General features: G+C 59.3%; 28 protein-coding genes and 1 pseudogene. 16 read left to right on the top strand and 13 right to left on the bottom strand.

Features of this window, described 5'->3' with window-relative positions:
• Nucleotides 1-32 precede the first annotated feature (32 nt).
• Both ACM6IR_RS17310 and tldD read left to right on the top strand, forming a co-directional pair.
• Nucleotides 33-881: a carbon-nitrogen hydrolase family protein gene (locus ACM6IR_RS17310; protein ID WP_414908831.1), complete on the top strand. Its 849-nt coding sequence runs from the start codon at nucleotides 33-35 to the stop codon at nucleotides 879-881.
• A gap of 18 nt (nucleotides 882-899) precedes the next feature.
• The gene (tldD, locus tag ACM6IR_RS17305; RefSeq protein WP_033058018.1) at nucleotides 900-2,342 is read left to right on the top strand and encodes a metalloprotease TldD; all 1,443 of its coding nucleotides are present in this window, start codon (nucleotides 900-902) and stop codon (nucleotides 2,340-2,342) included.
• A gap of 48 nt (nucleotides 2,343-2,390) precedes the next feature.
• Here the strand turns inward: tldD and yjgA are convergent, their stop codons facing one another.
• Nucleotides 2,391-2,915: a ribosome biogenesis factor YjgA gene (gene yjgA, locus ACM6IR_RS17300; RefSeq protein WP_201114880.1), complete on the bottom strand. Its 525-nt coding sequence runs from the start codon at nucleotides 2,913-2,915 to the stop codon at nucleotides 2,391-2,393.
• Between the two features lie 108 nt (nucleotides 2,916-3,023).
• Here yjgA and pmbA point away from each other — a divergent pair, with 108 nt between their 5' ends.
• Nucleotides 3,024-4,370, top strand: coding sequence for a metalloprotease PmbA (gene pmbA, locus ACM6IR_RS17295; RefSeq protein WP_414908829.1), 1,347 nt, complete (start codon nucleotides 3,024-3,026; stop codon nucleotides 4,368-4,370).
• A gap of 70 nt (nucleotides 4,371-4,440) precedes the next feature.
• Here pmbA and ACM6IR_RS17290 read toward each other — a convergent pair whose 3' ends face one another.
• The 10 genes from ACM6IR_RS17290 to ACM6IR_RS17245 all read right to left on the bottom strand — a co-directional run bounded on the left by ACM6IR_RS17290 (nucleotide 4,441) and on the right by ACM6IR_RS17245 (nucleotide 11,466).
• On the bottom strand, nucleotides 4,441-4,713 hold the full coding sequence (locus tag ACM6IR_RS17290) for an HPr family phosphocarrier protein (protein WP_414908828.1): 273 nt from the start codon (nucleotides 4,711-4,713) through the stop codon (nucleotides 4,441-4,443).
• Between the two features lie 15 nt (nucleotides 4,714-4,728).
• On the bottom strand, nucleotides 4,729-5,586 hold the full coding sequence (gene rapZ, locus ACM6IR_RS17285; protein ID WP_414908827.1) for an RNase adapter RapZ: 858 nt from the start codon (nucleotides 5,584-5,586) through the stop codon (nucleotides 4,729-4,731).
• 2 nt (nucleotides 5,587-5,588) lie between these two features.
• Entirely contained in the window at nucleotides 5,589-6,053 is a 465-nt protein-coding gene (gene ptsN / locus ACM6IR_RS17280; RefSeq protein WP_414908826.1) for a PTS IIA-like nitrogen regulatory protein PtsN, read from the bottom strand.
• A gap of 12 nt (nucleotides 6,054-6,065) precedes the next feature.
• Nucleotides 6,066-6,374 carry a ribosome hibernation-promoting factor, HPF/YfiA family gene (gene hpf, locus ACM6IR_RS17275; protein ID WP_060542979.1) on the bottom strand — a complete coding sequence of 103 codons (309 nt, stop codon included), beginning with the start codon at nucleotides 6,372-6,374 and terminating at the stop codon, nucleotides 6,066-6,068.
• Between the two features lie 75 nt (nucleotides 6,375-6,449).
• Nucleotides 6,450-7,943: an RNA polymerase factor sigma-54 gene (locus ACM6IR_RS17270; RefSeq protein ID WP_201114876.1), complete on the bottom strand. Its 1,494-nt coding sequence runs from the start codon at nucleotides 7,941-7,943 to the stop codon at nucleotides 6,450-6,452.
• 184 nt (nucleotides 7,944-8,127) lie between these two features.
• Nucleotides 8,128-8,853: an LPS export ABC transporter ATP-binding protein gene (gene lptB, locus ACM6IR_RS17265; protein ID WP_414908825.1), complete on the bottom strand. Its 726-nt coding sequence runs from the start codon at nucleotides 8,851-8,853 to the stop codon at nucleotides 8,128-8,130.
• The gene (gene lptA, locus ACM6IR_RS17260) at nucleotides 8,853-9,401 is read right to left on the bottom strand and encodes a lipopolysaccharide transport periplasmic protein LptA (RefSeq protein WP_414908824.1); all 549 of its coding nucleotides are present in this window, start codon (nucleotides 9,399-9,401) and stop codon (nucleotides 8,853-8,855) included. The genes lptB and lptA overlap by 1 nt, the downstream gene beginning before the upstream one ends.
• A complete protein-coding gene (gene lptC, locus ACM6IR_RS17255; RefSeq protein ID WP_414908823.1) occupies nucleotides 9,388-9,960 on the bottom strand; it encodes an LPS export ABC transporter periplasmic protein LptC in 573 nt (190 codons plus the stop codon). Before lptC ends, lptA begins: the two co-directional genes overlap by 14 nt.
• Before the next feature lie 7 nt (nucleotides 9,961-9,967).
• Nucleotides 9,968-10,492, bottom strand: coding sequence for a KdsC family phosphatase (locus ACM6IR_RS17250; RefSeq protein ID WP_414908822.1), 525 nt, complete (start codon nucleotides 10,490-10,492; stop codon nucleotides 9,968-9,970).
• Nucleotides 10,492-11,466 (bottom strand): KpsF/GutQ family sugar-phosphate isomerase, encoded by a 975-nt coding sequence (locus ACM6IR_RS17245; protein WP_414908821.1) that lies wholly within the window; start codon nucleotides 11,464-11,466, stop codon nucleotides 10,492-10,494. Before ACM6IR_RS17245 ends, ACM6IR_RS17250 begins: the two co-directional genes overlap by 1 nt.
• Nucleotides 11,467-11,741: 275 nt before the next feature.
• Between ACM6IR_RS17245 and ACM6IR_RS17240 the strand changes: the two genes are divergently transcribed.
• From ACM6IR_RS17240 to hisC, 10 genes are all read left to right on the top strand, one after another.
• Nucleotides 11,742-12,551 carry an ATP-binding cassette domain-containing protein gene (locus ACM6IR_RS17240; RefSeq protein WP_414908820.1) on the top strand — a complete coding sequence of 270 codons (810 nt, stop codon included), beginning with the start codon at nucleotides 11,742-11,744 and terminating at the stop codon, nucleotides 12,549-12,551.
• Nucleotides 12,551-13,348, top strand: a complete 798-nt coding sequence (gene mlaE / locus ACM6IR_RS17235; protein WP_414908819.1) for a lipid asymmetry maintenance ABC transporter permease subunit MlaE — start codon at nucleotides 12,551-12,553, stop codon at nucleotides 13,346-13,348. The genes ACM6IR_RS17240 and mlaE overlap by 1 nt, the downstream gene beginning before the upstream one ends.
• Nucleotides 13,348-13,815: an outer membrane lipid asymmetry maintenance protein MlaD gene (gene mlaD / locus ACM6IR_RS17230; protein WP_414908818.1), complete on the top strand. Its 468-nt coding sequence runs from the start codon at nucleotides 13,348-13,350 to the stop codon at nucleotides 13,813-13,815. Before mlaE ends, mlaD begins: the two co-directional genes overlap by 1 nt.
• A gap of 11 nt (nucleotides 13,816-13,826) precedes the next feature.
• The gene (locus ACM6IR_RS17225; protein ID WP_414908817.1) at nucleotides 13,827-14,480 is read left to right on the top strand and encodes an MlaC/ttg2D family ABC transporter substrate-binding protein; all 654 of its coding nucleotides are present in this window, start codon (nucleotides 13,827-13,829) and stop codon (nucleotides 14,478-14,480) included.
• Complete coding sequence (locus ACM6IR_RS17220) at nucleotides 14,477-14,782, top strand: STAS domain-containing protein (protein WP_414908816.1); 306 nt, start codon at nucleotides 14,477-14,479, stop codon at nucleotides 14,780-14,782. The genes ACM6IR_RS17225 and ACM6IR_RS17220 overlap by 4 nt, the downstream gene beginning before the upstream one ends.
• Nucleotides 14,783-14,895: 113 nt before the next feature.
• On the top strand, nucleotides 14,896-15,135 hold the full coding sequence (locus ACM6IR_RS17215; protein ID WP_414908815.1) for a BolA family protein: 240 nt from the start codon (nucleotides 14,896-14,898) through the stop codon (nucleotides 15,133-15,135).
• 22 nt (nucleotides 15,136-15,157) lie between these two features.
• Nucleotides 15,158-16,423 carry a UDP-N-acetylglucosamine 1-carboxyvinyltransferase gene (gene murA / locus ACM6IR_RS17210; RefSeq protein WP_414908814.1) on the top strand — a complete coding sequence of 422 codons (1,266 nt, stop codon included), beginning with the start codon at nucleotides 15,158-15,160 and terminating at the stop codon, nucleotides 16,421-16,423.
• Nucleotides 16,424-16,549: 126 nt separating this feature from the next.
• Nucleotides 16,550-17,185 (top strand): ATP phosphoribosyltransferase, encoded by a 636-nt coding sequence (gene hisG, locus ACM6IR_RS17205; RefSeq protein WP_007901570.1) that lies wholly within the window; start codon nucleotides 16,550-16,552, stop codon nucleotides 17,183-17,185.
• A 124-nt stretch (nucleotides 17,186-17,309) separates the two neighbouring features.
• Entirely contained in the window at nucleotides 17,310-18,647 is a 1,338-nt protein-coding gene (gene hisD / locus ACM6IR_RS17200) for a histidinol dehydrogenase (RefSeq protein WP_414908813.1), read from the top strand.
• A gap of 2 nt (nucleotides 18,648-18,649) precedes the next feature.
• Complete coding sequence (gene hisC, locus ACM6IR_RS17195) at nucleotides 18,650-19,702, top strand: histidinol-phosphate transaminase (protein WP_414908812.1); 1,053 nt, start codon at nucleotides 18,650-18,652, stop codon at nucleotides 19,700-19,702.
• A gap of 120 nt (nucleotides 19,703-19,822) precedes the next feature.
• On the opposite strand, the gene algW is transcribed toward hisC, so the two are convergent.
• Complete coding sequence (gene algW, locus ACM6IR_RS17190) at nucleotides 19,823-20,977, bottom strand: Do family serine endopeptidase AlgW (protein ID WP_414908811.1); 1,155 nt, start codon at nucleotides 20,975-20,977, stop codon at nucleotides 19,823-19,825.
• Between the two features lie 102 nt (nucleotides 20,978-21,079).
• Between algW and ACM6IR_RS17185 the strand changes: the two genes are divergently transcribed.
• The 3 genes from ACM6IR_RS17185 (at nucleotide 21,080) to cysN (ending at nucleotide 24,913) form a co-directional block, all read left to right on the top strand.
• Nucleotides 21,080-21,838, top strand: coding sequence for a Nif3-like dinuclear metal center hexameric protein (locus tag ACM6IR_RS17185; protein ID WP_414908810.1), 759 nt, complete (start codon nucleotides 21,080-21,082; stop codon nucleotides 21,836-21,838).
• Nucleotides 21,839-22,087: 249 nt separating this feature from the next.
• Nucleotides 22,088-23,005: a sulfate adenylyltransferase subunit CysD gene (gene cysD, locus ACM6IR_RS17180; RefSeq protein ID WP_414908809.1), complete on the top strand. Its 918-nt coding sequence runs from the start codon at nucleotides 22,088-22,090 to the stop codon at nucleotides 23,003-23,005.
• A 9-nt stretch (nucleotides 23,006-23,014) separates the two neighbouring features.
• The gene (cysN, locus tag ACM6IR_RS17175; RefSeq protein ID WP_414908808.1) at nucleotides 23,015-24,913 is read left to right on the top strand and encodes a sulfate adenylyltransferase subunit CysN; all 1,899 of its coding nucleotides are present in this window, start codon (nucleotides 23,015-23,017) and stop codon (nucleotides 24,911-24,913) included.
• A gap of 179 nt (nucleotides 24,914-25,092) precedes the next feature.
• Here cysN and ACM6IR_RS17170 read toward each other — a convergent pair.
• Nucleotides 25,093-25,434: pseudogene (locus tag ACM6IR_RS17170) on the bottom strand (acyltransferase); the annotation flags it as partial.
• Nucleotides 25,435-25,511 lie beyond the last annotated feature (77 nt).

The raw sequence follows: 25,511 nt of genomic DNA, 5'->3' as shown, positions 1-25,511 counted from the left end.
TAGTCGTACGGATCTCAAGTAAGGAAAAGGCCATGTCTGTTGCTGTGATTCAAATGGTCAGCCAGAGCGACGTGCTGGCCAATCTGGCCCAGGCCCGTCGGCTCCTTGAGCAAGCAGCGGCGAGTGGCGCTGTGCTTGCCGTGTTGCCGGAAAATTTCGCCGCCATGGGCCGTCGCGACATTGCCGACATCGGCCGCGCCGAGGCGTTGGGCGAAGGTCCGATCCTGCCGTGGTTGAAACAGACTGCCCGCGACCTCAAGTTATGGATAGTGGCTGGCACATTGCCGCTGCCGCCGGTGGATCAACCGACGGCCAAGGTGCATGCCTGCTCGCTGTTGGTGAACGATCAGGGCGAGACAGTGGCGCGCTACGACAAGCTGCACTTGTTCGATGTGGACGTGGCGGACAATCGCGGACGTTATCGCGAGTCCGATGACTATGCTTATGGCAGTGGCGTGGTGGTGGCGGACACACCTGTTGGTCGAGTCGGCCTGACGGTGTGTTACGACCTGCGCTTCCCTGAGTTGTACAGCGAATTACGGGCTGCCGGTGCGGAGTTGATTACCGCGCCGTCGGCCTTTACCGCGGTGACCGGCGCGGCGCATTGGGATGTGCTGATTCGCGCGCGAGCCATCGAGACTCAATGTTATGTGCTCGCAGCCGCCCAGGGAGGAACGCATCCCGGGCCACGCGAAACCTATGGTCATGCCGCGATCATTGATCCGTGGGGGCGTGTGCTGGCACAACAGGATCAAGGCGAGGCCGTGCTGCTGGCCGAACGCGATAGCAGCGAACAGGCGTCGATCAGGGCGCGGATGCCGGTGTCCAGTCACCGGCGCTTTTTCTCGCAGGGCGCACAGCGACCTGCCTCAGAACGATGAATTTAAGGCGTAAAGCATATGAGCGAGTTGTTGTCCTCAGTCAGTGAACACCTCCTGGCGCCCGGCGGCGTAACGATCGAGAGCCTGCAAGGTGTGCTCGGTGATCTGGCCGGCCCGGGCATCGATGCCGCCGACCTGTATTTCCAGGGGCAGATTTCCGAATCCTGGGCGCTGGAAGACGGGATCGTCAAGGAAGGCAGTTTCAACCTCGACCAAGGTGTCGGCGTGCGGGCGCAATCGGGTGAAAAAACCGGTTTTGCCTACAGCAATGCGATCACGCTCGAAGCCCTCGGTGCAGCGGCTCGCGCGGCGCGTTCGATCTCGCGGGCCGGTCAAAACGGCACCGTGCAGGCGTTCACCACGCAGGATGTCGCGCAGTTGTATGGGCCGGATAACCCGTTGGAGGTAATGACGCGCGCCGAGAAAGTCGAGCTGCTCAAGCGTATCGACGTGGCGACGCGGGCCCTTGATCCGCGTATCCAGCAAGTCACCGTGAGCATGGCTGGCGTCTGGGAACGCATCCTTGTTGCGTCTACCGATGGTGGCCTGGCAGCCGATGTGCGGCCGCTGGTACGGTTCAATGTCAGCGTGATCGTTGAGCAGAACGGTCGCCGTGAACGCGGTGGCCATGGCGGCGGCGGACGTACCGATTATCGTTATTTCCTCAGCGACGACCGTGCCATGGGTTACGCCCGTGAAGCACTGCGTCAGGCGCTGGTCAACCTCGAAGCCATTCCTGCGCCAGCCGGTACGCTGCCGGTGGTGTTAGGGTCCGGCTGGTCGGGCGTGCTGTTGCACGAAGCGGTTGGCCACGGTCTGGAAGGCGATTTCAACCGCAAGGGCAGCTCGGCCTACAGCGGGCGGATGGGCGAGATGGTTGCGTCCAAGCTCTGCACCATCGTCGATGACGGCACCCTCGCCGGGCGCCGTGGTTCGCTGAGCGTCGATGACGAAGGCACTCCGACCGAGTGCACTACGCTGATCGAAAACGGCGTGCTCAAAGGCTACATGCAGGACAAGCTCAATGCGCGCCTGATGGGCGTGGCCCGCACCGGCAACGGTCGTCGCGAGTCCTACGCGCACCTGCCAATGCCGCGCATGACCAACACCTACATGCTCGCTGGCGAAAGTGATCCGGCGGAAATCATCGCCTCGGTAAAACGCGGTATCTATTGCGCCAACCTCGGCGGCGGTCAGGTGGACATTACCAGCGGCAAGTTCGTGTTCTCCACCAGCGAGGCGTATTTGATCGAAGACGGCAAGATTACAGCCCCGGTCAAAGGCGCGACGTTGATCGGCAATGGGCCGGAAGCCATGAGCAAGGTGTCGATGGTCGGTAACGATCTGGCGCTGGACAGTGGTGTGGGGACGTGTGGCAAAGATGGGCAATCGGTGCCGGTCGGTGTCGGCCAGCCAACCCTGAAAATTGATGCGATCACCGTGGGTGGCACGGGATCATAAGGAATGGAGCTTCGGGTGAACCGCTTGGCGGCTCACCCGACTCGAGATTTAACGCAGACCGCGTTGAGTCTCGTCCAGCTCACGGATGTACTTGAAGATTTTACGGCTCGATGCCGGTGGCTTGTTGGTCGCCAGTTCGTGCTGGGCCTGACGAATCAGGGAGCGCAATTGCTGACGATCGGCCTCCGGGTAGTCGACAACGAATTTTTCCAGGACGGCATCGTCGCCTGCGATCAACCGATCGCGCCAGCGTTCCAGGCCGTGGAAACGTTCGTTGTACTGCCGAGTGGAGGCATCGAGTTGATCGAGCAGGGTCAGAATGGCGTCAGTGTCCTGATCGCGCATCAGTTTGCCGATGAACATGAGGTGCCGTTTACGCGCGATATTCGCGGTGTGCTTGGAAGCATCGGCCAGAGCCCGACGCAAAGCGTCGGTCAATGGCAGTTTTGCCAGCAAGTCAGGCTTGAGTGTTGTCAGGCGCTCGCCGAGGTCAACCAGAGCATGTAGCTCGCGTTTAACCTGGGATTTGCTTTTTTCTCCCGTATCGAGGGAGTCGTCGTAAGAATCAACCATGGTGGCCGTCCGCAAAGAAACGCCGCCATGATAACCAGTCGGGGGCCGCTTGTCCGGCCCGGTCGCTCGATGACCTTTACCGAAAGCAGAATTTGAGTGGAGAACAGCATGAGTGCAGTTGAAAGCGTCGGCCCACAAGCGTTGCCGGCACTGCAAGAACAAGTCGAGCAAATCATCGCTGAAGCCAAACGCCAGGGTGCCAGCGCCTGCGAAGTGGCGGTGTCTCTGGAGCAGGGCCTGTCGACCTCGGTGCGTCAGCGTGAAGTCGAAACCGTCGAATTCAACCGTGATCAGGGCTTTGGCATCACTTTGTATGTCGGTCAGCGCAAAGGGTCGGCCAGCACGTCGGCCAGCGGCCCGGAGGCGATTCGCGAAACCGTCGCCGCCGCGCTGGCCATCGCCAGGCACACGTCTGAAGATGAGGCTTCGGGCCTGGCAGATGCCGCATTGATGGCCAAGGATCTGCAGGATTTCGACCTGTTCCACCAATGGGACATCACCCCGGAACAAGCCATCGAGCAGGCTCTGGCGTGTGAAGCGGCGGCGTTTGCCACCGACAGCCGGATCAAGAATGCCGACGGCACCACCCTCAGTACCCACCAGGGCTGTCGCGTTTACGGCAACAGTCACGGTTTTATCGGCGGTTACGCGTCGACCCGTCACAGCCTCAGCTGCGTGATGATTGCTGAAGCCGACGGGCAGATGCAGCGCGACTACTGGTATGACGTAAACCGTCAGGGCAACTTGTTGGCCGATCCGGCGAGCATCGGCCAGCGTGCCGCGCAACGGGCGGCGAGCCGTCTGGGCGCACGTCCGGTGCCCACCTGTGAAGTGCCGGTACTGTTTTCGGCGGAACTGGCCGGCGGTTTGTTTGGCAGTTTCCTCTCGGCGATCTCTGGCGGCAGTCTGTATCGAAAATCGTCGTTCCTTGAAGGCACTCTGGGGCAGAAACTGTTTCCGGAATGGCTGACCATCGATGAGCGTCCGCACCTGATGCGCGCCATGGGCAGTTCGGCGTTCGATGGCGATGGCCTGGCGACGTACGCCAAGCCGTTCGTCGAAAAGGGTGAGTTGGTGTCCTACATCCTTGGCACCTATTCCGGTCGCAAGCTTGGCATGCCGAGCACCGCAAACGCTGGCGGCGTACACAATCTGTTTGTTACCCATGGCGATGAAGACCAAGCCGCCTTGCTGCGTCGCATGGGGCGCGGTTTGCTGGTCACCGAACTGATGGGCCAGGGCCTGAACATGGTCACCGGTGATTATTCCCGCGGCGCGGCGGGTTACTGGGTCGAGAACGGCGAAATCCAGTTTGCGGTCCAGGAAGTGACCATTGCCGGCAACATGCGCGACATGTTCAAGCAGATCATTGCGGTGGGTAATGACCTGGAATTGCGCAGCAACATTCGCACTGGTTCGGTGTTGATCGAGCGCATGACAGTGGCAGGTAGCTGACGCTTATCGCAATACAAAAAGGCGCGTCATCCAATTGGGTGACGCGCCTTTTTTTAAGATCAAAAGATCGTTACTCGCCTTCGTCGAAGAAGTTGTTGATCAACTTCACCAGAGCTTCGAGCGCTTCCTGCTCCTGCTCGCCTTCCGTGCTCAGATGGATTTTGGTGCCTTTACCGGCGGCCAGCATCATCATGGCCATGATGCTTTTCCCGTCGACCATGGAGTCAGGCGTGCGCCCGGCTCTGATCTGGCATGGGAACTGGCCCGCCACACCAACGAATTTTGCGGAAGCGCGGGCATGCAGGCCCAGTTTGTTGATGATTTCAATTTCCAGAGCAGGCATCGCGGTGTGAATCCTTTAGCTGAGGTCGCGGTGGCGAACCTGGACGTTCTTCAGGTTTTTTTGTAGCAACTGGCCCAGGCGCTCGGTCAGGTAGACGGACCGGTGATGCCCGCCGGTACAGCCAATGGCAATGGTGACATATGCGCGGTTGCTGGCGGCAAACCGTGGCAGCCACTTGAGCAGATAAGTGGAAATGTCCTGGAACATCTCTTCGACATCCGGCTGTGCAGCCAGGTAATCGGCAACCGGTTGATCAAGCCCGGACTGCTCACGCAGCTCCGGCTTCCAGTAGGGATTGGGCAGGCAACGCACGTCGAACACCAGGTCGGCGTCCACCGGCATGCCGCGCTTGAATCCGAATGACTCCACCAAAAACGCAGTACCGGGTTCTGGTTGGTTCAGCAGGCGCAGCTTGATGGTATCGCGCAGCTGATACAGGTTCAGGTTGGTGGTGTTTACCTTGAGGTCGGCAAGGTCGGCGATCGGCCCGAGCAAGTTGGTTTCGTCGTTGATCGCTTCGGCCAGTGAGCGATTGGCGCTGCTCAGTGGGTGACGACGGCGGGTTTCCGAGAACCGTTTGAGCAAGGTTTCATCGTCGGCATCCAGGTACAAGACATCACACTGGATATGCCGGGCGCGGACTTCTTCCAGCAGTTCGGGAAACCGCGTCAGATGACTTGGCAAGTTACGCGCATCGATGGATACGGCAACCAGTGGTTGTACCAGTTCAGTGTGAATCAGCGCACGTTCTGCCAACTCCGGCAGCAGGCCTGCGGGCAGGTTGTCGATGCAGTAGTAGCCGCTGTCCTCGAGAACATCGAGTGCGGTGCTTTTACCTGAGCCGGAACGGCCGCTGACGATGATCAAACGCATGATTACTGACCGTTTTGCTCGTCCAGGACAACCTGATACAAGGCTTCATTGCTCGAGGCACCGCGCAGTTTTTCGCGCACTTCCTTGCGATCGAGCATGCTGGCGATCTGGCGTAGTAGCTCCAGGTGCGCATCGGTAGCGGCTTCCGGGACCAACAAAACGAACAGCAGGTCAACCGGGGCACCGTCGATGGCGTCGAAATCGATAGGGGCATCCAGGTGCATCAAGGCACTGATGGGTGCGCCGCAACCCTTGAGGCGGCAGTGGGGAATAGCGATGCCGTTGCCAAAACCGGTAGAACCGAGTTTTTCACGGGCAATCAGAGCTTCGAAGACATCTTGCATCTCCAGACCCGGCACTTCCCGGGCGATCAGGTTGGCAATTTGCTCGAGGGCTTTCTTTTTGCTGCCGCCCGGCACGTTCACGAGTGAACGGCCGGGGGTCAGGATGCTTTCAAGTCGAATCATGGGTTGGGAGTGTTAACGACCGGTAGCGCCCTGGAGGAGGCTCTGGGTCTTTTCCTTATGCTTTTTAAGTTGGCGATCCAGCTTGTCGGTGAGTGAGTCGATCGCCGCGTACATGTCGTCATGCTCGGCGTTGGCGACTACTTCACTGCCGGGAATATGCAGCGTGGCTTCGATTTTCTGCTTCAGCTTTTCGACCGTCATCGTGACCTGCACGTTGGTGATCTTGTCGAAATGTCGCTCCAGTCGTTCAAGTTTTTCGCCGATGTAGGTGCGAAGAGGTTCGGTCACTTCCAGTTGGTGTCCACTGATGTTGACTTGCATACAGCTTCTCCTTCGTTGCCAGTGCATAAAGCGGCAGGCAGAAATGCCTGCCACTGGAACGCTGTGGCGTGGCCCTTACATCAACCGCTTGCGTTCGCTCGAAGGCGCGATCCCGAGGGATTCGCGGTACTTGGCGACGGTGCGGCGGGCCACCTGAATGCCTTGTGCCTCCAGTAAACCAGCGATCTTGCTGTCACTCAACGGCTTTTTCTGATTTTCCGCGGCAACCAGTTTTTTGATGATCGCCCGGATCGCCGTGGACGAGCATTCACCGCCTTCGGAAGTGCTGACGTGGCTGGAGAAAAAGTATTTCAGTTCATAGATGCCCCGCGGGGTATGCATGAATTTTTGCGTGGTCACCCGTGAAATCGTCGATTCGTGCATGCCCACTGCTTCGGCGATGTCATGCAGGACCAGCGGTTTCATGGCTTCGTCGCCGTACTCCAGAAAACCGCGTTGATGCTCGACGATCTGGGTGGCAACTTTCATCAGTGTTTCGTTGCGGCTCTGCAGGCTTTTGATAAACCAGCGGGCTTCTTGCAACTGATTGCGCATGAAGGTGTTGTCGGCGCTGGTGTCGGCGCGGCGCACGAAACCGGCGTATTGGGCGTTGACCCGCAAGCGTGGCACGGACTCCTGATTCAGCTCCACCAGCCAGCGCTCGTTGTCCTTGCGCACGATTACGTCGGGAACGACGTATTCGGCTTCACTGGACTCGATCTGAGAGCCTGGGCGCGGGTTGAGGCTCTGAACCAGTTCGATGACCTGGCGCAGTTCATCTTCCTTGAGCTTCATGCGACGCATCAGCTGGCTGTAGTCGCGGCTGCCGAGCAGGTCGATGTAGTCGGTGACCAGGCGCTTGGCCTCGGCCAGCCAAGGCGTCTTGGCCGGCAACTGGCGCAGTTGCAGTAGCAGGCATTCACCCAGGTTGCGGGCGCCGATGCCAGCGGGTTCGAATTGCTGGATGCGGTGCAGGACGGCTTCGATTTCGTCCAGTTCGATGTCCAGTTCCGGATCGAAGGCCTCGAGGATTTCCTCGAGCGTTTCGTCCAGGTAGCCCTGATTATTGATGCAGTCGATCAGGGTGACGCCAATCAGGCGATCGGTGTCGGACATCGGTGCCAGATTCAGTTGCCACAGCAAGTGGCTCTGCAGGCTTTCGCCGGCTGATGTGCGGGTGGTGAAATCCCACTCGTCGTCATCGTTGCTTGGCAGGCTGCTGGCGCTGGTCTGGTAAACGTCTTCCCATGCGGTATCGACGGGCAGTTCGTTGGGGATGCGCTCGTTCCAGTCACCTTCCTCGAGGTTGTCCACCGTCGGGGCGGTTTCCTGGTAGGAGGGTTCCGAAACATCGGCGTTGGGTTGCTGTTCGGCTTTGTCGGCCAAAGGGTCGGCATTATCGAAGTCGTCGCCTTCTTCCTGGCGTTCGAGCATCGGATTGGACTCCAGGGCCTCCTGGATTTCCTGTTGCAGGTCCAGGGTCGACAATTGGAGCAGGCGGATGGCCTGTTGCAGCTGCGGTGTCATCGTCAGCTGCTGGCCCATTCTCAAGACTAGCGATGGTTTCATGGCAGGGGCTTAACACCTTATTCGCCGGCGCACATGCGCCATCCACTACAGGGCGCCGGAGCGCCAAACATAAGCAAATTATATGCCCGAAACTGCAGCCTTTGCCTAGAGCGCTGTAACAATAAAAAACTATTGATTTTTTATCGAGACGAGCGCTCTGCCGACTAGCCAGACACCTCAGTGCTTACAGGCGGAACTCATGGCCCAGATACACTTCCTTGACCAGGTCGTTGGCCAGGATGGTGGCGGAGTCGCCTTCGGCGATCAGTTGACCATCGTTGACGATGTAGGCGGTTTCGCAGATATCGAGGGTTTCGCGCACGTTGTGGTCAGTGATCAGCACGCCAATGCCTTTGGCCTTGAGGTGGTAAATGATCTGCTTGATATCGCCCACCGAAATCGGGTCCACGCCGGCGAAGGGTTCATCGAGCAGGATGAATTTCGGGTTGGTGGCCAGTGCCCGGGCGATTTCCACGCGGCGGCGTTCGCCGCCCGACAGGCTCATGCCGAGGCTGTCGCGGATGTGGCTGATGTGGAATTCCTGCAGCAGGCTTTCCAGTTCCTTGCGGCGACCGGCCTTGTCGAGTTCCTTGCGGGTCTCGAGGATGGCCATGATGTTGTCTGCAACCGAGAGTTTGCGGAAGATCGACGCTTCTTGCGGAAGATAGCCGATACCCGCTTTGGCGCGACCGTGCATGGGCTGGTGGCTGACGTCCAGATCGTCGATCAGTACGCGCCCCTGATCGGCCTGTACCAAGCCAACGATCATGTAGAAACAGGTGGTCTTGCCGGCACCGTTGGGGCCCAGCAGGCCGACGATCTGACCGCTGTCGATGGACAGGCTGACGTCACGCACGACCTGGCGGCTCTTGTAGCTCTTGGCCAGATGCTGAGCTTTCAGAGTTGCCATTACGGGGCCTTTTGCTCGTCGGTTTTCTTCTTCGGCTGGATCACCATGTCAATGCGCGGACGCGCCTCGGTGACCTTGTTGCCTGTGGCGCGACCGGCGCTGGCTAGCTTCTTGACGGTGTCGTAGACGATTTTCTCGCCTTGGGTGACGTTGTTGTCCTTGTCGATAACTTTTGCCTTATCGATCAGCACGACACGGTTTTGCGAGGCGTGGTACTGGACAGTCACCCCCCAACCCTGAACAGGCTTGCTGTCGCCCTGGGTTTGCAGTTGCTCGAAGTAGGCGAGGTTGCCCACCGAAGTCACCACGTCGATATCGCCAGTGGGCGTGCGGGTGATGGTCACGGTGTTGCCGGTAACCTTCATCGAGCCCTGGGTAATGATCACGTCGCCTTTATAGGTGGCGACGCCATTCTTGTCGTCCAGTTGGGCATCATCGGCCTGAATGCGGATAGGCTGCTCTTGATCGTTCGGCAGAGCCCAGGCGCTCACGCTTCCCAGTGCTGCGCTCAGACAGAGCAAAATAGGGAGAGTTTTAACGAGCCTCATACTGTCCTCTTACGTTCGATAGCAGGTGTATCCTGCTTTCTTTCAAATACGCTTTCATTCCCTTGCCAGTCGATACACCGCCAGCGCCGTCGATTCTAACGGGTTGCTCGGTCTGCGCATATTGCTGTTGCGGGAACACGGTCATGCGGGTGCTGGTAATCAGGGTCTTGCGGTTCTTCTCGTCGAAACGCGTAATGCGCACCGAGTCAATCAGTTCGACCTGAGTGCCGTCCGGATTGACTTCGCCGCGCTCGCTCTGGACGTGCCACGGGAACTCGGTGCCACGGTACATGTTCACGTCGGGGTTGGTCAGCAACGTCACCTCGGTCGCTTTCAGGTGTTCGACCTTGTCGGACGTCATTTCGTATTGCAGCTTACCGTCCGGCAGGTACTGCACGCTGTGGGCATTGGTCGCGTAATAGTCGATCGCACTTTCATCGACCTTTGCCACCGGCTTGTCGAGGAAACGTTCCGGACTGATGTTCCAGTAGCCGGCCGCTGCAAAGATCGCTGCGATGCAACTGAACATCAGGGTGTTGCGAAATTTCTTGCTCAGCATAGTTGGCTCACAGGTACGCAGCGTTGGCCGCATCGAGGCGGCCCTGGGCGCGCAGGATCAATTCGCAGAATTCGCGAGCGGCACCCTCGCCGCCGCGGGCCTGGGTGATGCCGTGGGCGTGTTCGCGTACAAAAGTGGCGGCATTGGCCACCGCCATGCCCAGGCCGACGCGGCGAATGACTGGCAGGTCTGGCAGATCATCGCCGAGGTAAGCGACTTGTTCATAGCTCAGGTTGAGTTGGGCCAGCAGTTCGTCGAGCACCACCAGTTTGTCTTCGCGGCCCTGATACAGGTGGGGAATGCCGAGGTTCTTCGCTCGCCGTTCGACTACCGGGGTCTTGCGACCGCTAATGATAGCGGTCTGCACGCCAGCTGCCATCAACATCTTGATGCCTTGGCCATCGAGGGTGTTGAACGTCTTGAATTCGCTGCCGTCTTCAAGGAAGTACAGGCGCCCGTCAGTCAGTACGCCGTCGACGTCGAACACCGCCAGTTTGATGTGTTTGCCGCGTTGCAGCAGATCCTGGCTCATTACATTACTCCTGCGCGCAGCAAATCGTGCATGTTCAAGGCGCCGACCGGGCGATCTTCGCTGTCGACCACGACCAGTGCGTTGATTTTATGGTCTTCCATGATTTTCAGCGCCTCGGCGGCAAGCATCTCGGCACGAGCGGTCTTGCCGTGGGCGGTCATGACCTGGTCAATCGTTGCGCTGTGGATGTCGATGCTGCGGTCCAGCGTGCGACGCAAATCGCCGTCCGTGAAGATCCCGGCGAGTTTGCCGTCGGCTTCCAGGATGACGGTCATGCCCAGGCCCTTGCGGGTCATTTCCATCAGCGCGTCCTTGAGCAGGGTGCCGCGCTGTACTTGCGGCAGTTCTTGTCCGGCGTGCATGACGTTTTCCACTTTCAGCAACAGGCGTCGGCCAAGTGCGCCGCCAGGGTGGGAGAACGCGAAATCTTCCGCGGTAAAGCCGCGGGCTTCCAGCAGCGCCACGGCCAGGGCGTCGCCCATGACCAGTGCCGCGGTGGTCGACGAGGTCGGTGCGAGGTTCAGCGGGCAAGCTTCGTGCTCGACGTGAACGTTCAAGTTGACCTCGGCCGCCTTGGCCAGCGCAGAGTCAGGATTGCCGGTCACGCTGATCAATTGAATGCCCAGGCGCTTGATCAGCGGTAGCAGGGTGATGATTTCATTGGTGGAACCGGAGTTCGACAGCGCGAGGATGATGTCGTCGCGGGTAATCATGCCCATGTCACCGTGGCTGGCTTCGGCTGGATGCACGAAGAACGCCGTGGTGCCGGTGCTGGCCAGGGTCGCGGCGATCTTGTTGCCGATGTGCCCCGATTTGCCCATGCCAACCACAACCACTCGGCCTTTGCTGGCCAGAATCATCTCGCAAGCGCGTACGAAATCCGCGTCGATATGGGGTAGCAAGCCTTGTACGGCTTCCAGTTCGAGGCGGATGGTGCGTTGGGCGGATTGAATCAGGTCGCTGGATTGGCTCATGTCAGAAATCGTATAGCCTGATGAAAAGGCGGCGATTATAGCGGTAATGATGGAAACCCTCACGCTAGTTCGTCGCGCATTGTCATTCCCGGTTACCGAAACCCTCTAAATGAAGCGTTTTGTCTGTCACGTTGCTGAATATGCCCCGGCTTGGGCCTTTGGCGCTTGGCCTGTGCAGTGATATAGTTCGCCGCCAGTTCGGCCCGCCCAGGAGGTATGTGCTTTCGCCAGAAAGTCAGGCGTCCGAGTGAGAGGCTGCATCGCAAGGAGTTTAGATGAGTGCCGATAACGCCTACGCGGTCGAGCTGAAGGGACTGACCTTCAAGCGCGGTGCGCGCAGCATTTTCAATAACGTCGATATCCGTATTCCGCGCGGCAAGGTCACCGGCATCATGGGGCCTTCCGGGTGTGGCAAGACCACGCTGTTGCGTTTGATGGGCGCACAATTGCGTCCGACCAAGGGCGAGGTCTGGGTCAACGGTCAAAACCTGCCGAAACTGTCGCGCAGCGATTTGTTCGACGCGCGCAAGCACATGGGTGTGCTGTTTCAGAGTGGCGCGCTGTTTACCGATCTCGATGTGTTCGAGAACGTCGCCTTTCCACTGCGCGTTCATACCGAGCTTCCGGAAGAAATGATCCGGGATATTGTCCTGCTCAAATTACAGGCCGTGGGCCTGCGTGGTGCCATCGACCTGATGCCAGACGAACTGTCCGGCGGCATGAAGCGTCGCGTCGCGCTGGCGCGGGCGATTGCCCTCGATCCGCAGATTCTCATGTATGACGAGCCCTTTGTGGGCCAGGACCCCATCGCCATGGGCGTGTTGGTGCGCCTGATCCGCCTGCTCAACGATGCGTTGGGCATCACCAGCATCGTGGTCTCCCACGACCTGGCCGAAACCGCGAGCATTGCCGATTACATTTACGTGGTGGGCGACGGACAGGTGTTGGGGAAGGGCACGCCTGACGAGCTGATGAACTCGAATGAGCCGCGTATCCGTCAATTCATGACAGGCGACCCCGACGGTCCGGTCCCCTATCACTTTCCAGCGACGGATTACCGCGCAGATCTTCTGGGGAAGCGCTGATGCGCAAGATTTCACTAATAGAACGAGTACGCCGGCTCGGCCACGCTGGCATCGAAACGATGGCGGTGTTCGGGCGCTCGGCAATTTTCCTGTTTCATGCCTTGTTCGGCCGGGGAGGCATCGGCGGCGGTTTTGGTCTTCTGATCAAACAGCTGCATTCGGTCGGCGTGATGTCGCTGGTGATCATCGTGGTCTCCGGGGTATTCATCGGGATGGTGCTGGCGCTGCAAGGGTTCAACATCCTGTCCAGCTACGGTTCCGAGCAGGCAGTCGGGCAGATGGTTGCGCTGACACTGCTGCGAGAGTTGGGCCCCGTGGTCACCGCGTTGTTGTTTGCCGGGCGCGCGGGTTCCGCGCTGACCGCTGAAATCGGCAACATGAAGTCCACCGAGCAGTTGTCCAGTCTGGAAATGATTGGTGTCGACCCGCTCAAGTACATCATTGCCCCGCGCCTGTGGGCGGGCTTCATTTCCCTGCCGGTGCTGGCGATGATTTTCAGCGTGGTGGGTATCTGGGGTGGTTCCTGGGTGGCTGTCGACTGGCTGGGTGTCTATGAAGGCTCATACTGGTCGAACATGCAAAACAGCGTGACGTTTTCTGACGATGTGCTCAACGGCATCATCAAGAGCATCGTTTTCGCCTTCGTCGTGACCTGGATTGCCGTATTCCAAGGCTATGACTGCGAACCCACTTCCGAGGGGATCAGTCGTGCCACTACCAAGACCGTGGTGTATGCCTCTTTGGCTGTACTCGGCCTGGACTTTATTTTGACCGCCTTGATGTTTGGAGATTTCTGATGCAAAACCGCACCCTGGAAATCGGTGTCGGCCTTTTCTTGCTGGCTGGCATCCTGGCTTTGTTGTTGCTGGCGTTGCGGGTAAGTGGCCTGTCCCCGAGCCCTACCACCGACACCTATAAACTTTATGCATACTTCGACAATATCGCCGGTTTGACGGTCAGAGCTAAAGTAACCATGGCCGGTGTGACCATCGGCAAGGTGACGGCGATCGATCTGGATCGCGACAGTTTCACCGGTCGAGTGACCATGCAGCTGGAAAAGCGCGTCGATAATCTGCCGACGGACTCCACTGCATCTATCCTGACCGCAGGCCTGTTGGGCGAGAAGTACATCGGCATCAGTGTGGGCGGGGAAGAAACCTTGCTCAAGGATGGTGGGACCATCCACGACACCCAGTCGTCGCTGGTGCTCGAAGACCTGATCGGTAAATTCCTGCTCAATACCGTTAGCAAAGACGCCAAATGAGGAGCTTTTGAATGATCTCTACCTTGCGACGTGGCCTGTTGGTGTTGCTCACGGTCCTGCCGGTGATGGCTAACGCCGTGGCGGCACCTTCCGCGCACGAAATCGTGCAGGACACCACCAACCGGATGCTTGCCGATCTGTCGGCCAATAAAGAGAAGTACAAGCAGGATCCGCAAGACTTCTATACGGCGCTGAACACCATCGTCGGACCTGTGGTGGATGCCGAGGGCATTTCCAAAAGCATCATGACGGTCAAATACTCGCGCAAAGCCACCCCCGCGCAAATGAAGACCTTTGAAGAAAACTTCAAAAAAGGTCTGTTCCAGTTCTATGGCAATGCCTTGCTCGAGTACAACAACCAGGGCATCACTGTTGACCCTGCCAAGGATGAGTCCGGCGACCGTACCAGCGTTGGCATGACGGTCAAAGGCACCAACGGTGCGATCTATCCTGTTTCCTACACGCTCGAAAAGATCAATGGCGAGTGGAAGCTGCGCAACGTAATCATCAATGGCATCAACGTTGGCAAGCTGTTCCGCGATCAGTTCGCTGATGCAATGCAACGCAATGGCAACGACCTGGACAAGACCATCAATGGTTGGGCCGGGGAAGTCGCCAAGGCCAAGGAAAAAGCCCCGGATGCCGCTGGGAAACAAGCACAATGAGTGTGTCGGCCATTCGCATGAGCGAATCCGGCGAACTGCGTCTTAGCGGCATGCTGGATTACCGCACCGGCCCGGGCCTGCGCAAGCAAGGGCAGGCGCTGATCAAGTCGAGCAAGGCTGACGAAGTGGTCGTCGATTGTTCGGCGGTGTTGAAGTCCAGCAGTGTCGGCTTGTCGCTGCTGTTGTGCTTCATGCGAGATGCGCAAGAGGCCGGCAAGGCGTTGAGCATCCGTGGGATGCCAGAAGACATGCGTGAAATTGCTCAGGTCAGCGAATTGACCGAGCTGTTGGCGCATCCCTAACCGCATCTATAAATAAGCCCCCCGTCAGAGTCCTGCTTCGCGGGGTTCGCAGGCGCGGGGCTTTTTTGTATGATGTCCGACCCGCGCGCACAAGGCGCCGATTGAGGTTGAGCATGCAGGCCACCGAAGTAAAGAGCTTCCTTGAAGGAAAGCTGTCGAATACAAAGGTGGAAGTTGAAGGCGAAGGCTGCAACTTCCAGCTGAACGTGATTAGCGATGAACTGGCGGCGTTGAGCCCGGTGAAGCGTCAGCAGCAGGTCTATGCCCATTTGAACCCATGGATCACCGATGGCAGCATCCATGCGGTCACTATGAAATTTTTCAGCAGCGCGGCCTGGGCCGAGCGCACCTGAGCCCAAGGGCGTCGAGATTCTTATGGATAAATTGATTATTACCGGTGGCGCTCGCCTTGATGGCGAGATCCGCATCTCCGGGGCAAAGAACTCTGCCCTGCCGATCCTGGCTGCCACCTTGCTGTGCGATGGCCCGGTGACTGTTGCCAACCTGCCGCACCTGCACGACATCACCACCATGATCGAGCTGTTCGGTCGCATGGGCATCGAGCCGGTGATCGACGAGAAACTCAGCGTCGAAATCGATCCGCGTACCATCAAGACCCTGATCGCTCCGTACGAACTGGTTAAAACCATGCGTGCGTCGATTCTGGTACTGGGCCCGATGGTCGCCCGTTTCGGCGAAGCCGAAGTCGCACTGCCTGGCGGTTGCGCCATCGGTTCGCGTCCAGTTGACCTGCACATCCGTGGCCTCGAAGCCATGGGCGCGGTCATCGACGTTGAAGGCGGCTACATCAAGGCCAAGGCGCCGGAAGGCGGCTTGCGCGGTGCGCATTTCTTCTTCGACACCGTCAGTGTGACCGGTACCGAAAACATCATGATGGCCGCCGCTCTGGCCAAGGGCCGCAGCGTATTGGCTAACGCCGCGCGCGAGCCTGAAGTCATCGACCTGGCGAACTTCCTGATCGCCATGGGCGCCAAGATTACCGGCGCCGGTACCGACACCATCACCATCGATGGCGTCGAGCGCCTGCACCCGACCACTTACAAAGTGATGCCTGACCGTATCGAAACCGGCACCTACCTGGTAGCGGCAGCCGTAACCGGCGGTCGTGTAAAGGTCAAGGACACCGATCCGACCATCCTTGAAGCCGTTCTGGAAAAGCTCAAGGAAGCCGGTGCCGAAATCACCTGCGGTGACGACTGGATCGAGCTGAACATGCACGGCAAGCGGCCAAAAGCCGTCAACATCCGTACCGCTCCGTACCCGGCGTTCCCGACCGACATGCAGGCGCAGTTCATCTCCCTCAACGCCATTGCCGAAGGCACTGGTGCCGTGATCGAGACGATCTTCGAAAACCGCTTCATGCACGTTTACGAACTGCACCGCATGGGCGCCAAGATCCAGGTCGAAGGCAACACCGCCATCGTGACCGGTACTGAAAAGCTCAAGGGCGCGCCAGTCATGGCCACCGACCTGCGTGCCTCGGCCAGCCTGGTCATCTCGGCCCTGATTGCTGAAGGCGACACGCTGATCGATCGCATCTACCACATCGACCGTGGTTACGAGTGCATCGAAGAGAAACTGCAGATGCTCGGCGCCAAGATCCGCCGCGTACCGGGCTAGTTTCTGCTTCATGGGCGCAGGGACGCGCCCGTTGATTTGTTGATGTCGAGCCGGTTGCCGGCTCGATGTGTGTCCGGCGCCGTTTGCGACCGGGCATAAGTACCTTGATAAGGACTGACGTTCCCCATGTTGACCATCGCACTGTCCAAGGGCCGCATCCTTGACGACACCCTGCCGCTTCTGGCTGAAGCGGGTATCGTGCCGACCGAGAATCCGGACAAGAGCCGCAAGCTGATCATCCCCACGACTCAGGCCGATGTGCGCCTGCTGATCGTGCGCGCTACCGATGTGCCGACTTACGTCGAGCATGGTGCCGCCGACCTGGGCGTCGCCGGTAAAGATGTGCTGATGGAATACGGTGGCCAGGGCTTGTACGAGCCTCTGGACCTGCGAATTGCGCTCTGCAAGCTGATGACCGCAGGTCGTGTCGGCGATGTCGAGCCCAAGGGCCGCCTGCGGGTGGCGACCAAGTTCGTCAACGTTGCCAAGCGCTATTACGCCGAGCAGGGTCGCCAGGTCGACATCATCAAGCTTTACGGCTCGATGGAACTGGCGCCGTTGATCGGTCTGGCCGACAAGATCATCGACGTGGTCGACACCGGCAATACCTTGCGCGCCAATGGCCTGGAGCCCCAGGATTTCATTGCAGACATCAGCTCCCGGCTGATCGTGAACAAAGCTTCGATGAAAATGCAGCACGCCCGTATCCAGGCGTTGATCGACACCCTGCGCAAGGCAGTGGAGTCTCGACACCGCGGCTGATTCACCTGCGCGACGTTAAGTCGCGCCCGTCTATCCGCCTCATAGCCAGAATTCTCGGGTGCCCAAGCGGATCGAACTGTAGCTTCGGGTACCTGAGTTTTTGCCAACCTATGAGGCTCTCGCTATGACCGCACTGACTGCAATTCGCCGACTCAACGCTGCTGACCCGGATTTCGCGCATCATCTGGATCATCTGCTGAGCTGGGAAAGTGTGTCTGACGACTCGGTCAATCAGCGGGTGCTGGACATCATCAAGGCCGTGCGCGAACGTGGCGATGCGGCGCTGGTGGAATTCACCCAGAAGTTCGACGGCCTGCAGGTCGCCTCGATGGCTGACCTGATTCTGCCGCGCGAACGCCTGGAACTGGCCTTGACGCGGATCACTGTGCCCCAGCGTGAAGCGCTGGAAAAAGCCGCCGCCCGCGTGCGCAGCTATCACGAGAAACAGAAGCAGGACTCCTGGAGCTACACCGAAGCCGACGGCACGGTGCTGGGCCAGAAGGTCACGCCACTGGATCGCGCCGGCCTTTACGTGCCGGGTGGTAAAGCGTCTTATCCTTCCTCGGTGTTGATGAACGCGATTCCAGCCAAAGTGGCTGGCGTGACGGAAGTTGTCATGGTCGTGCCGACGCCACGCGGTGAAATCAACGAACTGGTGCTGGCCGCGGCCTGCATCGCCGGCGTCGATCGCGTATTCACCATTGGTGGCGCGCAGGCCGTTGCTGCATTGGCTTACGGTACCGAAAGCGTGCCGAAAGTCGACAAAGTGGTGGGGCCGGGCAACATCTATGTCGCCACCGCCAAGCGTCATGTATTTGGCCAGGTCGGCATCGACATGATTGCCGGCCCGTCGGAAATCCTCGTGGTGTGCGACGGCCAGACCGATCCGGACTGGATCGCCATGGACCTGTTCTCCCAGGCCGAGCACGACGAAGATGCCCAGGCGATTCTGGTGAGCCCCGACGCCGAATTCCTCGACAAGGTCGCAGCCAGCATCGCCAAACTGCTGCCGACCATGGAGCGCGCCGACATCATCGAAACCTCGATTAATGGCCGTGGTGCGCTGATTGAAGTCCGCGACATGGCGCAAGCCATCGAAGTTGCCAACCGCATCGCACCGGAGCACCTGGAATTGTCGGTCGCCGATCCGCAAGCCTGGCTGCCGCAGATCCGTCACGCTGGCGCGATTTTCATGGGCCGTCACACGTCCGAAGCGCTGGGCGACTACTGCGCCGGCCCGAACCACGTGTTGCCGACGTCCGGCACCGCACGGTTTTCCTCGCCGCTGGGCGTGTACGACTTCCAAAAACGCTCGTCGATCATCTTCTGCTCCGAGCAGGGGGCGTCCGAACTGGGCAAGACCGCTTCCGTGCTGGCCCGTGGCGAGTCACTGACTGCCCACGCGCGCAGTGCCGAATACCGCATTGTTGACGAAGACTTTCTACAAGGGCAGGGGAACTGAGCATGAGTAAATTCTGGAGCCCGTTCGTCAAGGATCTGGTGCCTTACGTGCCGGGCGAGCAGCCGAAGCTGACCAAACTGGTGAAGCTCAACACTAATGAAAACCCGTACGGCCCCTCGCCAAAAGCCTTGGCGGCGATGCAGACCGAACTGAACGACAACCTGCGCCTGTACCCAGACCCGAACAGCGACCTGCTCAAGCAAGCAGTCGCCAAGTACTACGGCGTGCAGAGCAATCAGGTGTTTCTCGGCAACGGTTCCGATGAAGTCCTGGCGCACATCTTTCACGGTTTGCTGCAACACGATCAGCCGCTGCTGTTCCCGGACATCAGCTACAGCTTCTACCCGGTGTACTGCGGGTTGTACGGCATCGCCTTCGACGCGGTGCCGCTGGACGAGCAGTTCCGGATCAACCCGGCGGACTACGCCAAGCCGAACGGCGGGATCATCTTCCCTAATCCGAACGCACCGACTGGTTGCCTGCTGGCGCTGGACGCTGTTGAGCAAATCCTCAAGGCCAGCCCGGATTCGGTGGTCGTGGTCGATGAGGCTTACATCGACTTTGGCGGTGAGACCGCGATCAGCCTGGTGGACCGTTATCCGAACCTGCTGGTGACCCAGACCCTGTCCAAGTCCCGTTCACTGGCCGGCCTGCGGGTTGGTTTGGCGGTGGGGCATCCGGACCTGATCGAGGCGCTGGAACGGATCAAGAACAGCTTCAACTCCTATCCACTCGATCGCTTGGCGATCGTCGGCGCGGCGGCAGCGTTCGAGGATCGCGAGTACTTCGACAAGACCTGCCGTTTGGTTATCGAAAGTCGTGACAAGGTGGTCGGTCAGCTCGAGGCAAAGGGTTTTGAGGTGCTGCCGTCGGCGGCAAACTTCATTTTCGCCCGTCATCCGAAACACGATGCGGCAGGGCTGGCGGCGAAGTTACGCGAGCAGGGTGTGATCGTTCGGCACTTCAAGCAGGAGCGGATTGCCCAGTTCCTGAGGATTTCAATGGGGACGCCAGAGCAGAATCAGGCGCTGATCGACGCCCTCGGCGACCTCTAATCACCGCTAAACCCGTAGGAGCGAGGCTTGCCCGCGAAGAACGATAACTCGGTACATCAGGGATACCGAGTCATCGTTCTTCGCGGGCAAGCCTCGCTCCTACGGGTTTGTGTTGGCTGATTACTCTACTTCTTTGACCGGTGCCGGTGGCGGGCGCAAACCGATTTCGGCGGTTAGCTTGAGTTCCTTGCCGTTGCGCATCACCTGGACCGTGACGTTGTCAGTCGGTTTGATCCGCGCGACCTGGTTCATCGAGCGCCGACCATCACTGGCCGGTTCGCCATCGATGCTGAGGATCACGTCGCCCAGTTGCAGGCCGGCCTTCTGCGCCGGACCATCGCGGAAAATTCCCGCCACCACAATACCCGGGCGCCCTGACAGACCGTAGGACTCCGCCAGTTCCTGAGTCAGCGGTTGCACTTCGATACCGAGCCAGCCGCGAATCACCTGGCCGTGCTCAATGATCGATTTCATGACTTCCATGGCGAGCTTGATCGGGATCGCGAAACCGATGCCCTGTGAGCCGCCGGATTTGGAGAAGATCGCGGTGTTGATACCGGTCAGGTTGCCGTTGGCGTCCACCAGTGCACCACCGGAGTTACCGGGGTTGATCGCGGCGTCGGTCTGGATGAAGTCTTCGTAGTTGTTCAGGCCCAGCTGATTGCGCCCGGTGGCGCTGATGATGCCCATGGTGACGGTCTGGCCGACGCCGAACGGGTTGCCGATGGCCAGCGCCACGTCGCCGATGCGGATGTTGTCGGAGCGGCCAACAGTAATCGATGGCAGGTTTTTCAGATCGATCTTCAGGACCGCGAGATCGGTTTCCGGATCGCTGCCGATTACTCGGGCCAGGGTTTCGCGGCCGTCCTTGAGTGCGACCACGATCTGGTCGGCGCCACTGGTGACGTGGTTGTTGGTCAGCAAGTAACCTTCCGGGCTCATGATCACACCGGAACCCAGGCTCGACTCCATGCGCTTCTGCTTGGGCGAGTTGTCGCCGAAGAAACGGCGGAACTGCGGATCTTCGAACAGCGGATGGTTCGGTTTGTTGATGACTTTGGTGGTGTACAGGTTGACCACCGCCGGCGCGGCGATGGTGACGGCATCGGCGTAGGACACAGGCCCCTGCTGCACGCTGGTGGTTTGCGGGGCTTGCTGCAGATTGACGTCGAGGTTCGGGAGCCCGACCCATTGCGGGTAACGCTGGATGATCAACAGAGCGATAAGCACGCCAGCCAACAGCGGCCAGCCGGAAAAACGCAGCGCTTTGAGCATTAAGCACGTCCTGAGAGGTTGCGGGCGGTATGAGACCGCCCATAATGTTGCGCATTATACGAGGCCGCGCGTGCCTCTGAACGGGATATTTAGGAGTCTTTTATGGCCGTCGCCCTGAGCACCCTGGTCGAAGAAGCCGACCGATACCTGAGTAGTGCAAAGATTGCCGATTATTGCCCCAACGGCTTGCAGGTCGAAGGCGGGCCCCAGGTCATGCGCATCGTCAGCGGCGTAACCGCCAGCCAGGCCTTGCTCGATGCGGCGGTGGAAGCCGAGGCCGACCTGGTGCTGGTGCATCACGGCTACTTCTGGAAAGGCGAGAACCCATGCATCACCGGCATGAAGCAGCGTCGACTGAAAACCTTGCTCAAGCATGACATCAGCCTGCTGTCTTACCACTTACCGCTGGATCTGCACCCGGAAGTCGGCAATAACGTGCAGCTGGCGCGTCAGCTGGACATCACCGTCGAAGGTCCGCTTGATCCGGACAATCTGAAGGTCGTTGGCCTGGTCGGCTCGCTGAGTGAGCCAATGACGCCTCGGGATTTCGCCCGCCGCGTGCAGGAAGTCATAGGCCGCGAGCCCTTGCTGATCGAAGGCAGCAAGATGATTCGCCGGGTCGGCTGGTGCACCGGTGGCGGCCAGGGTTACATCGATCAGGCTGTGCTGGCCGGCGTCGACCTGTACCTCAGCGGTGAAGCTTCCGAGCAAACCTTCCACAGCGCCCGGGAAAACGACATCAGCTTCATCGCTGCCGGCCACCATGCCACCGAGCGCTACGGGGTCCAGGCCTTGGGCGATTACCTGGCGCGACGTTTCGCCCTTGAGCACATCTTCATCGATTGTCAGAATCCTATCTGATTCCGTTCATCCCAGTAGGAGCGAGGCTTGCCCGCGAAGAACGATAACGCGGTGCGTCAGGTACACCTCGTTTTAGTTCTTCGCGGGCAAGCCTCGCTCCTACAGAGGTCCGCGTAGCCCAAACGAGGGGGTATATTCATATACCCTTTCGATCTAGCTGGTGGCCTGATTAGAAGAGGTCGCTGTGCTAGGATTCCTCGCTCGAACACGGCCCGCTGGCCGTCCATAAGATCGTTTTCGTGAGTAGCCATGGTCGACAAACTGACGCATCTGAAACAGCTGGAGGCCGAAAGCATCCACATCATCCGCGAGGTCGCCGCCGAGTTCGATAACCCGGTGATGCTGTACTCCGTCGGTAAAGACTCCGCCGTGATGCTGCACCTTGCGCGCAAGGCGTTCTTCCCGGGCAAACTGCCGTTCCCGGTAATGCACGTCGACACCCAGTGGAAGTTCAAGGAGATGTACACGTTCCGCGACCGCATGGTCGAAGAACTCGGCCTGGACCTGCTGGTACACGTCAACCCTGAAGGCGTCGCGCAGGGGATCAACCCGCTGACCCACGGTAGCGCCAAGCATACCGACATCATGAAAACCGAAGGCCTCAAGCAGGCCCTCGACAAGTACGGCTTCGATGCCGCGTTCGGTGGTGCCCGTCGCGACGAAGAGAAATCCCGTGCCAAAGAGCGCGTGTACTCCTTCCGCGACACCAAGCACCGCTGGGACCCGAAGAACCAGCGTCCAGAACTGTGGAACGTCTACAACGGCAACGTCAACAAGGGCGAATCGATCCGCGTATTCCCTTTGTCGAACTGGACCGAACTGGATATCTGGCAGTACATCTACCTCGAAGGCATCCCGATTGTGCCGCTGTACTTCGCCGCCGAGCGCGACGTCATCGAGATGAATGGCACCTGGATCATGATCGACGACGAACGCCTGCTCAATCACTTGAGCGATGAAGACAAGGCACGCATCGTCAAGAAGAAGGTCCGCTTCCGTACGCTCGGCGACTACCCGCTGACCGGTGCGGTCGAGTCCGAGGCCACCAGCCTGACCGACATCATTCAGGAAATGCTCCTGACGCGAACTTCCGAACGCCAGGGCCGGGTCATCGACCACGATGGCGCAGGCTCGATGGAAGAAAAGAAACGTCAGGGTTATTTCTAAGGGGTTGTCATGTCGCACGTATCTGATTTGATCAGCGAGGACATCCTCGCCTACCTGGGCCAGCACGAACGCAAGGAAATGCTGCGCTTTCTGACCTGTGGCAACGTCGATGACGGCAAGAGCACCCTGATCGGGCGCCTGCTGCACGATTCCAAAATGATCTACGAAGATCACCTGGAAGCCATTACCCGCGACTCGAAAAAAGTCGGCACCACCGGCGAAGACATCGATCTGGCGTTGCTGGTCGACGGCCTGCAGGCCGAGCGCGAGCAAGGCATCACCATCGACGTCGCGTACCGCTATTTCTCCACCGCCAAGCGTAAATTCATCATCGCCGACACCCCTGGCCATGAGCAGTACACCCGCAACATGGCCACCGGTGCGTCCACCTGTGACCTGGCGATCATCCTCGTCGACGCCCGCTATGGCGTGCAGACCCAGACCCGTCGCCACAGCTTCATCGCCTCGTTGCTGGGTATCAAACACATCGTGGTCGCCATCAACAAGATGGACCTCAACGGCTTCGATGAAACCGTGTTCGAGTCGATCAAGGCCGATTACCTGAAGTTCGCCGAAGGCATCGCGTTCAAGCCGACCACCATGGCTTTCGTGCCAATGTCGGCGCTGAAGGGCGACAACGTGGTGAACAAGTCCGAGCGCTCGCCGTGGTACACCGGCCAGTCGCTGATGGAAATTCTCGAGACCGTCGAGATCGCCAACGACCGCAACTACACCGACCTGCGTTTCCCGGTGCAGTACGTCAACCGTCCGAACCTGAACTTCCGTGGCTTCGCCGGTACTCTGGCCAGCGGCATCGTGCACAAGGGCGACGAAGTCGTTGTGCTGCCGTCGGGTAAAAGCAGCCGCGTGAAATCCATCGTTACTTTCGAAGGTGAGCTGGAGCACGCCGGTCCAGGTCAAGCGGTGACGCTGACCATGGAAGACGAGATCGACATCTCGCGCGGCGACTTGCTGGTGCACGCCGACAATCAGCCGCAGGTGACTGACGCTTTCGACGCCATGCTGGTGTGGATGGCCGAGGAACCGATGCTGCCGGGCAAGAAATACGACATCAAACGCGCTACGACTTATGTGCCGGGTTCGATCACCAGCATCGTCAACCGCGTGGACGTGAACACCCTGGAAGAAGGTCCGGCCAGCTCCCTGCAGCTGAACGAGATCGGTCGGGTCAAGGTCAGCCTCGACGCGGCCATCGCGCTGGACGGTTACGACAGTAACCGCACCACCGGTTCGTTTATCGTCATCGATCGCTTGACCAACGGCACTGTCGCCGCCGGCATGATCATCGCCCAGCCGTTGGCGCATGGCAGCAGCACGCACCACGGCAAACTGGCGCACGTTGCCACCGAAGAACGCGCACAGCGCTTCGGCCAGCAGCCGGCCACCGTGTTGTTCAGCGGCTTGTCGGGCGCAGGCAAAAGTACGCTGGCCTATGCCGTTGAACGCAAGCTGTTCGACATGGGCCGTGCGGTGTTCGTACTCGATGGCCAGAACCTGCGTCACGATCTGAACAAAGGTCTGCCACAGGATCGCGCCGGGCGTACCGAGAACTGGAGTCGTGCCGCGCACGTGGCGCGTCAGTTCAACGAAGCCGGTCTGCTGACGCTGGCAGCCTTCGTTGCGCCGAGTGCTGCTGGTCGTGAGCAGGCCAGGGAGCTGATCGGCAAGGAGCGTCTGCTGACGGTCTACGTCCAGGCCTCGCCGACGGTCTGTGCCGAGCGTGATCCGCAAGGTTTGTACGCCGCTGGCGGCGATAACATTCCGGGTGAATCCTTCGCGTACGACGTGCCGCTGGATGCCGACCTCGTGGTCGATACCCAGTCGCTGTCACTGGAAGAAAGCGTGAAGCAAGTGCTGGATCTGCTGCGTCAGCGTGGCGCGATCTAAGCGTTAGCTGCACATGAAAAACCCGCCGATGAGTGATCATAGGCGGGTTTTTTATGTCTGATCGGGCGCCTTCGCGGGCAAGCCTCGCTCCTACGGATTTGCGTCGTACCACATATCGCGACCACCCGAATCTCGTAGGAGCGAGGCTTGCCTGCGAAGAGGCCCGGACAGACGCCTGATTATTTCGCGGGATACTCCCGATGCATCTGCCCCAGCAGCGCATCCTTGTCTTCCCACAACTGATTGATCCACCCCTGAAACTGCAATCGATACTCCCCATCTTGGTCGTAGTTCTTGCCGATGAACTGCGGCGGAATCTTCAGCTCCTGAAAATGCACCACCACGTCCGCAACGTTCCCACAGAGCAAATCCCAATACCCCGGACGCCCGCCCGGGTAGTGAATGGTCACGTTGACGATGGACTCCAACTGCTCACCCATCGCATCCAGCACAAACGCAATGCCGCCAGCTTTGGGTTTCAGCAGGTACCGGAACGGTGATTTCTGCTGTGTGAGCTTGCCTTTCATGTAGTCCGCATTATTTAGATCTGTGGGAGAAATCCATATGCGGCCTTTTCCGACGCCGAATTGAATTTTTG

It is taken from the genome of Pseudomonas sp. IT-P253 (genome assembly GCF_949768125.1).
Taxonomy (GTDB): Bacteria; Pseudomonadota; Gammaproteobacteria; order Pseudomonadales; family Pseudomonadaceae; genus Aquipseudomonas.
This window is presented reverse-complemented; position numbering and strand designations above follow the sequence as displayed.

Bases quoted from the DNA above. Each gene is read 5' to 3' on its own strand.
- ACM6IR_RS17310 (WP_414908831.1), top strand. From the start codon at position 33: ATGTCTGTTGCTGTGATTCAAATGGTCAGCCAGAGCGACGTGCTGGCC.
- tldD (WP_033058018.1), top strand. From the start codon at position 900: ATGAGCGAGTTGTTGTCCTCAGTCAGTGAACACCTCCTGGCGCCCGGC.
- yjgA (WP_201114880.1), bottom strand. From the start codon at position 2,915: ATGGTTGATTCTTACGACGACTCCCTCGATACGGGAGAAAAAAGCAAA.
- pmbA (WP_414908829.1), top strand. From the start codon at position 3,024: ATGAGTGCAGTTGAAAGCGTCGGCCCACAAGCGTTGCCGGCACTGCAA.
- ACM6IR_RS17290 (WP_414908828.1), bottom strand. From the start codon at position 4,713: ATGCCTGCTCTGGAAATTGAAATCATCAACAAACTGGGCCTGCATGCC.
- rapZ (WP_414908827.1), bottom strand. From the start codon at position 5,586: ATGCGTTTGATCATCGTCAGCGGCCGTTCCGGCTCAGGTAAAAGCACC.
- ptsN (WP_414908826.1), bottom strand. From the start codon at position 6,053: ATGATTCGACTTGAAAGCATCCTGACCCCCGGCCGTTCACTCGTGAAC.
- hpf (WP_060542979.1), bottom strand. From the start codon at position 6,374: ATGCAAGTCAACATCAGTGGACACCAACTGGAAGTGACCGAACCTCTT.
- ACM6IR_RS17270 (WP_201114876.1), bottom strand. From the start codon at position 7,943: ATGAAACCATCGCTAGTCTTGAGAATGGGCCAGCAGCTGACGATGACA.
- lptB (WP_414908825.1), bottom strand. From the start codon at position 8,853: ATGGCAACTCTGAAAGCTCAGCATCTGGCCAAGAGCTACAAGAGCCGC.
- lptA (WP_414908824.1), bottom strand. From the start codon at position 9,401: ATGAGGCTCGTTAAAACTCTCCCTATTTTGCTCTGTCTGAGCGCAGCA.
- lptC (WP_414908823.1), bottom strand. From the start codon at position 9,960: ATGCTGAGCAAGAAATTTCGCAACACCCTGATGTTCAGTTGCATCGCA.
- ACM6IR_RS17250 (WP_414908822.1), bottom strand. From the start codon at position 10,492: ATGAGCCAGGATCTGCTGCAACGCGGCAAACACATCAAACTGGCGGTG.
- ACM6IR_RS17245 (WP_414908821.1), bottom strand. From the start codon at position 11,466: ATGAGCCAATCCAGCGACCTGATTCAATCCGCCCAACGCACCATCCGC.
- ACM6IR_RS17240 (WP_414908820.1), top strand. From the start codon at position 11,742: ATGAGTGCCGATAACGCCTACGCGGTCGAGCTGAAGGGACTGACCTTC.
- mlaE (WP_414908819.1), top strand. From the start codon at position 12,551: ATGCGCAAGATTTCACTAATAGAACGAGTACGCCGGCTCGGCCACGCT.
- mlaD (WP_414908818.1), top strand. From the start codon at position 13,348: ATGCAAAACCGCACCCTGGAAATCGGTGTCGGCCTTTTCTTGCTGGCT.
- ACM6IR_RS17225 (WP_414908817.1), top strand. From the start codon at position 13,827: ATGATCTCTACCTTGCGACGTGGCCTGTTGGTGTTGCTCACGGTCCTG.
- ACM6IR_RS17220 (WP_414908816.1), top strand. From the start codon at position 14,477: ATGAGTGTGTCGGCCATTCGCATGAGCGAATCCGGCGAACTGCGTCTT.
- ACM6IR_RS17215 (WP_414908815.1), top strand. From the start codon at position 14,896: ATGCAGGCCACCGAAGTAAAGAGCTTCCTTGAAGGAAAGCTGTCGAAT.
- murA (WP_414908814.1), top strand. From the start codon at position 15,158: ATGGATAAATTGATTATTACCGGTGGCGCTCGCCTTGATGGCGAGATC.
- hisG (WP_007901570.1), top strand. From the start codon at position 16,550: ATGTTGACCATCGCACTGTCCAAGGGCCGCATCCTTGACGACACCCTG.
- hisD (WP_414908813.1), top strand. From the start codon at position 17,310: ATGACCGCACTGACTGCAATTCGCCGACTCAACGCTGCTGACCCGGAT.
- hisC (WP_414908812.1), top strand. From the start codon at position 18,650: ATGAGTAAATTCTGGAGCCCGTTCGTCAAGGATCTGGTGCCTTACGTG.
- algW (WP_414908811.1), bottom strand. From the start codon at position 20,977: ATGCTCAAAGCGCTGCGTTTTTCCGGCTGGCCGCTGTTGGCTGGCGTG.
- ACM6IR_RS17185 (WP_414908810.1), top strand. From the start codon at position 21,080: ATGGCCGTCGCCCTGAGCACCCTGGTCGAAGAAGCCGACCGATACCTG.
- cysD (WP_414908809.1), top strand. From the start codon at position 22,088: ATGGTCGACAAACTGACGCATCTGAAACAGCTGGAGGCCGAAAGCATC.
- cysN (WP_414908808.1), top strand. From the start codon at position 23,015: ATGTCGCACGTATCTGATTTGATCAGCGAGGACATCCTCGCCTACCTG.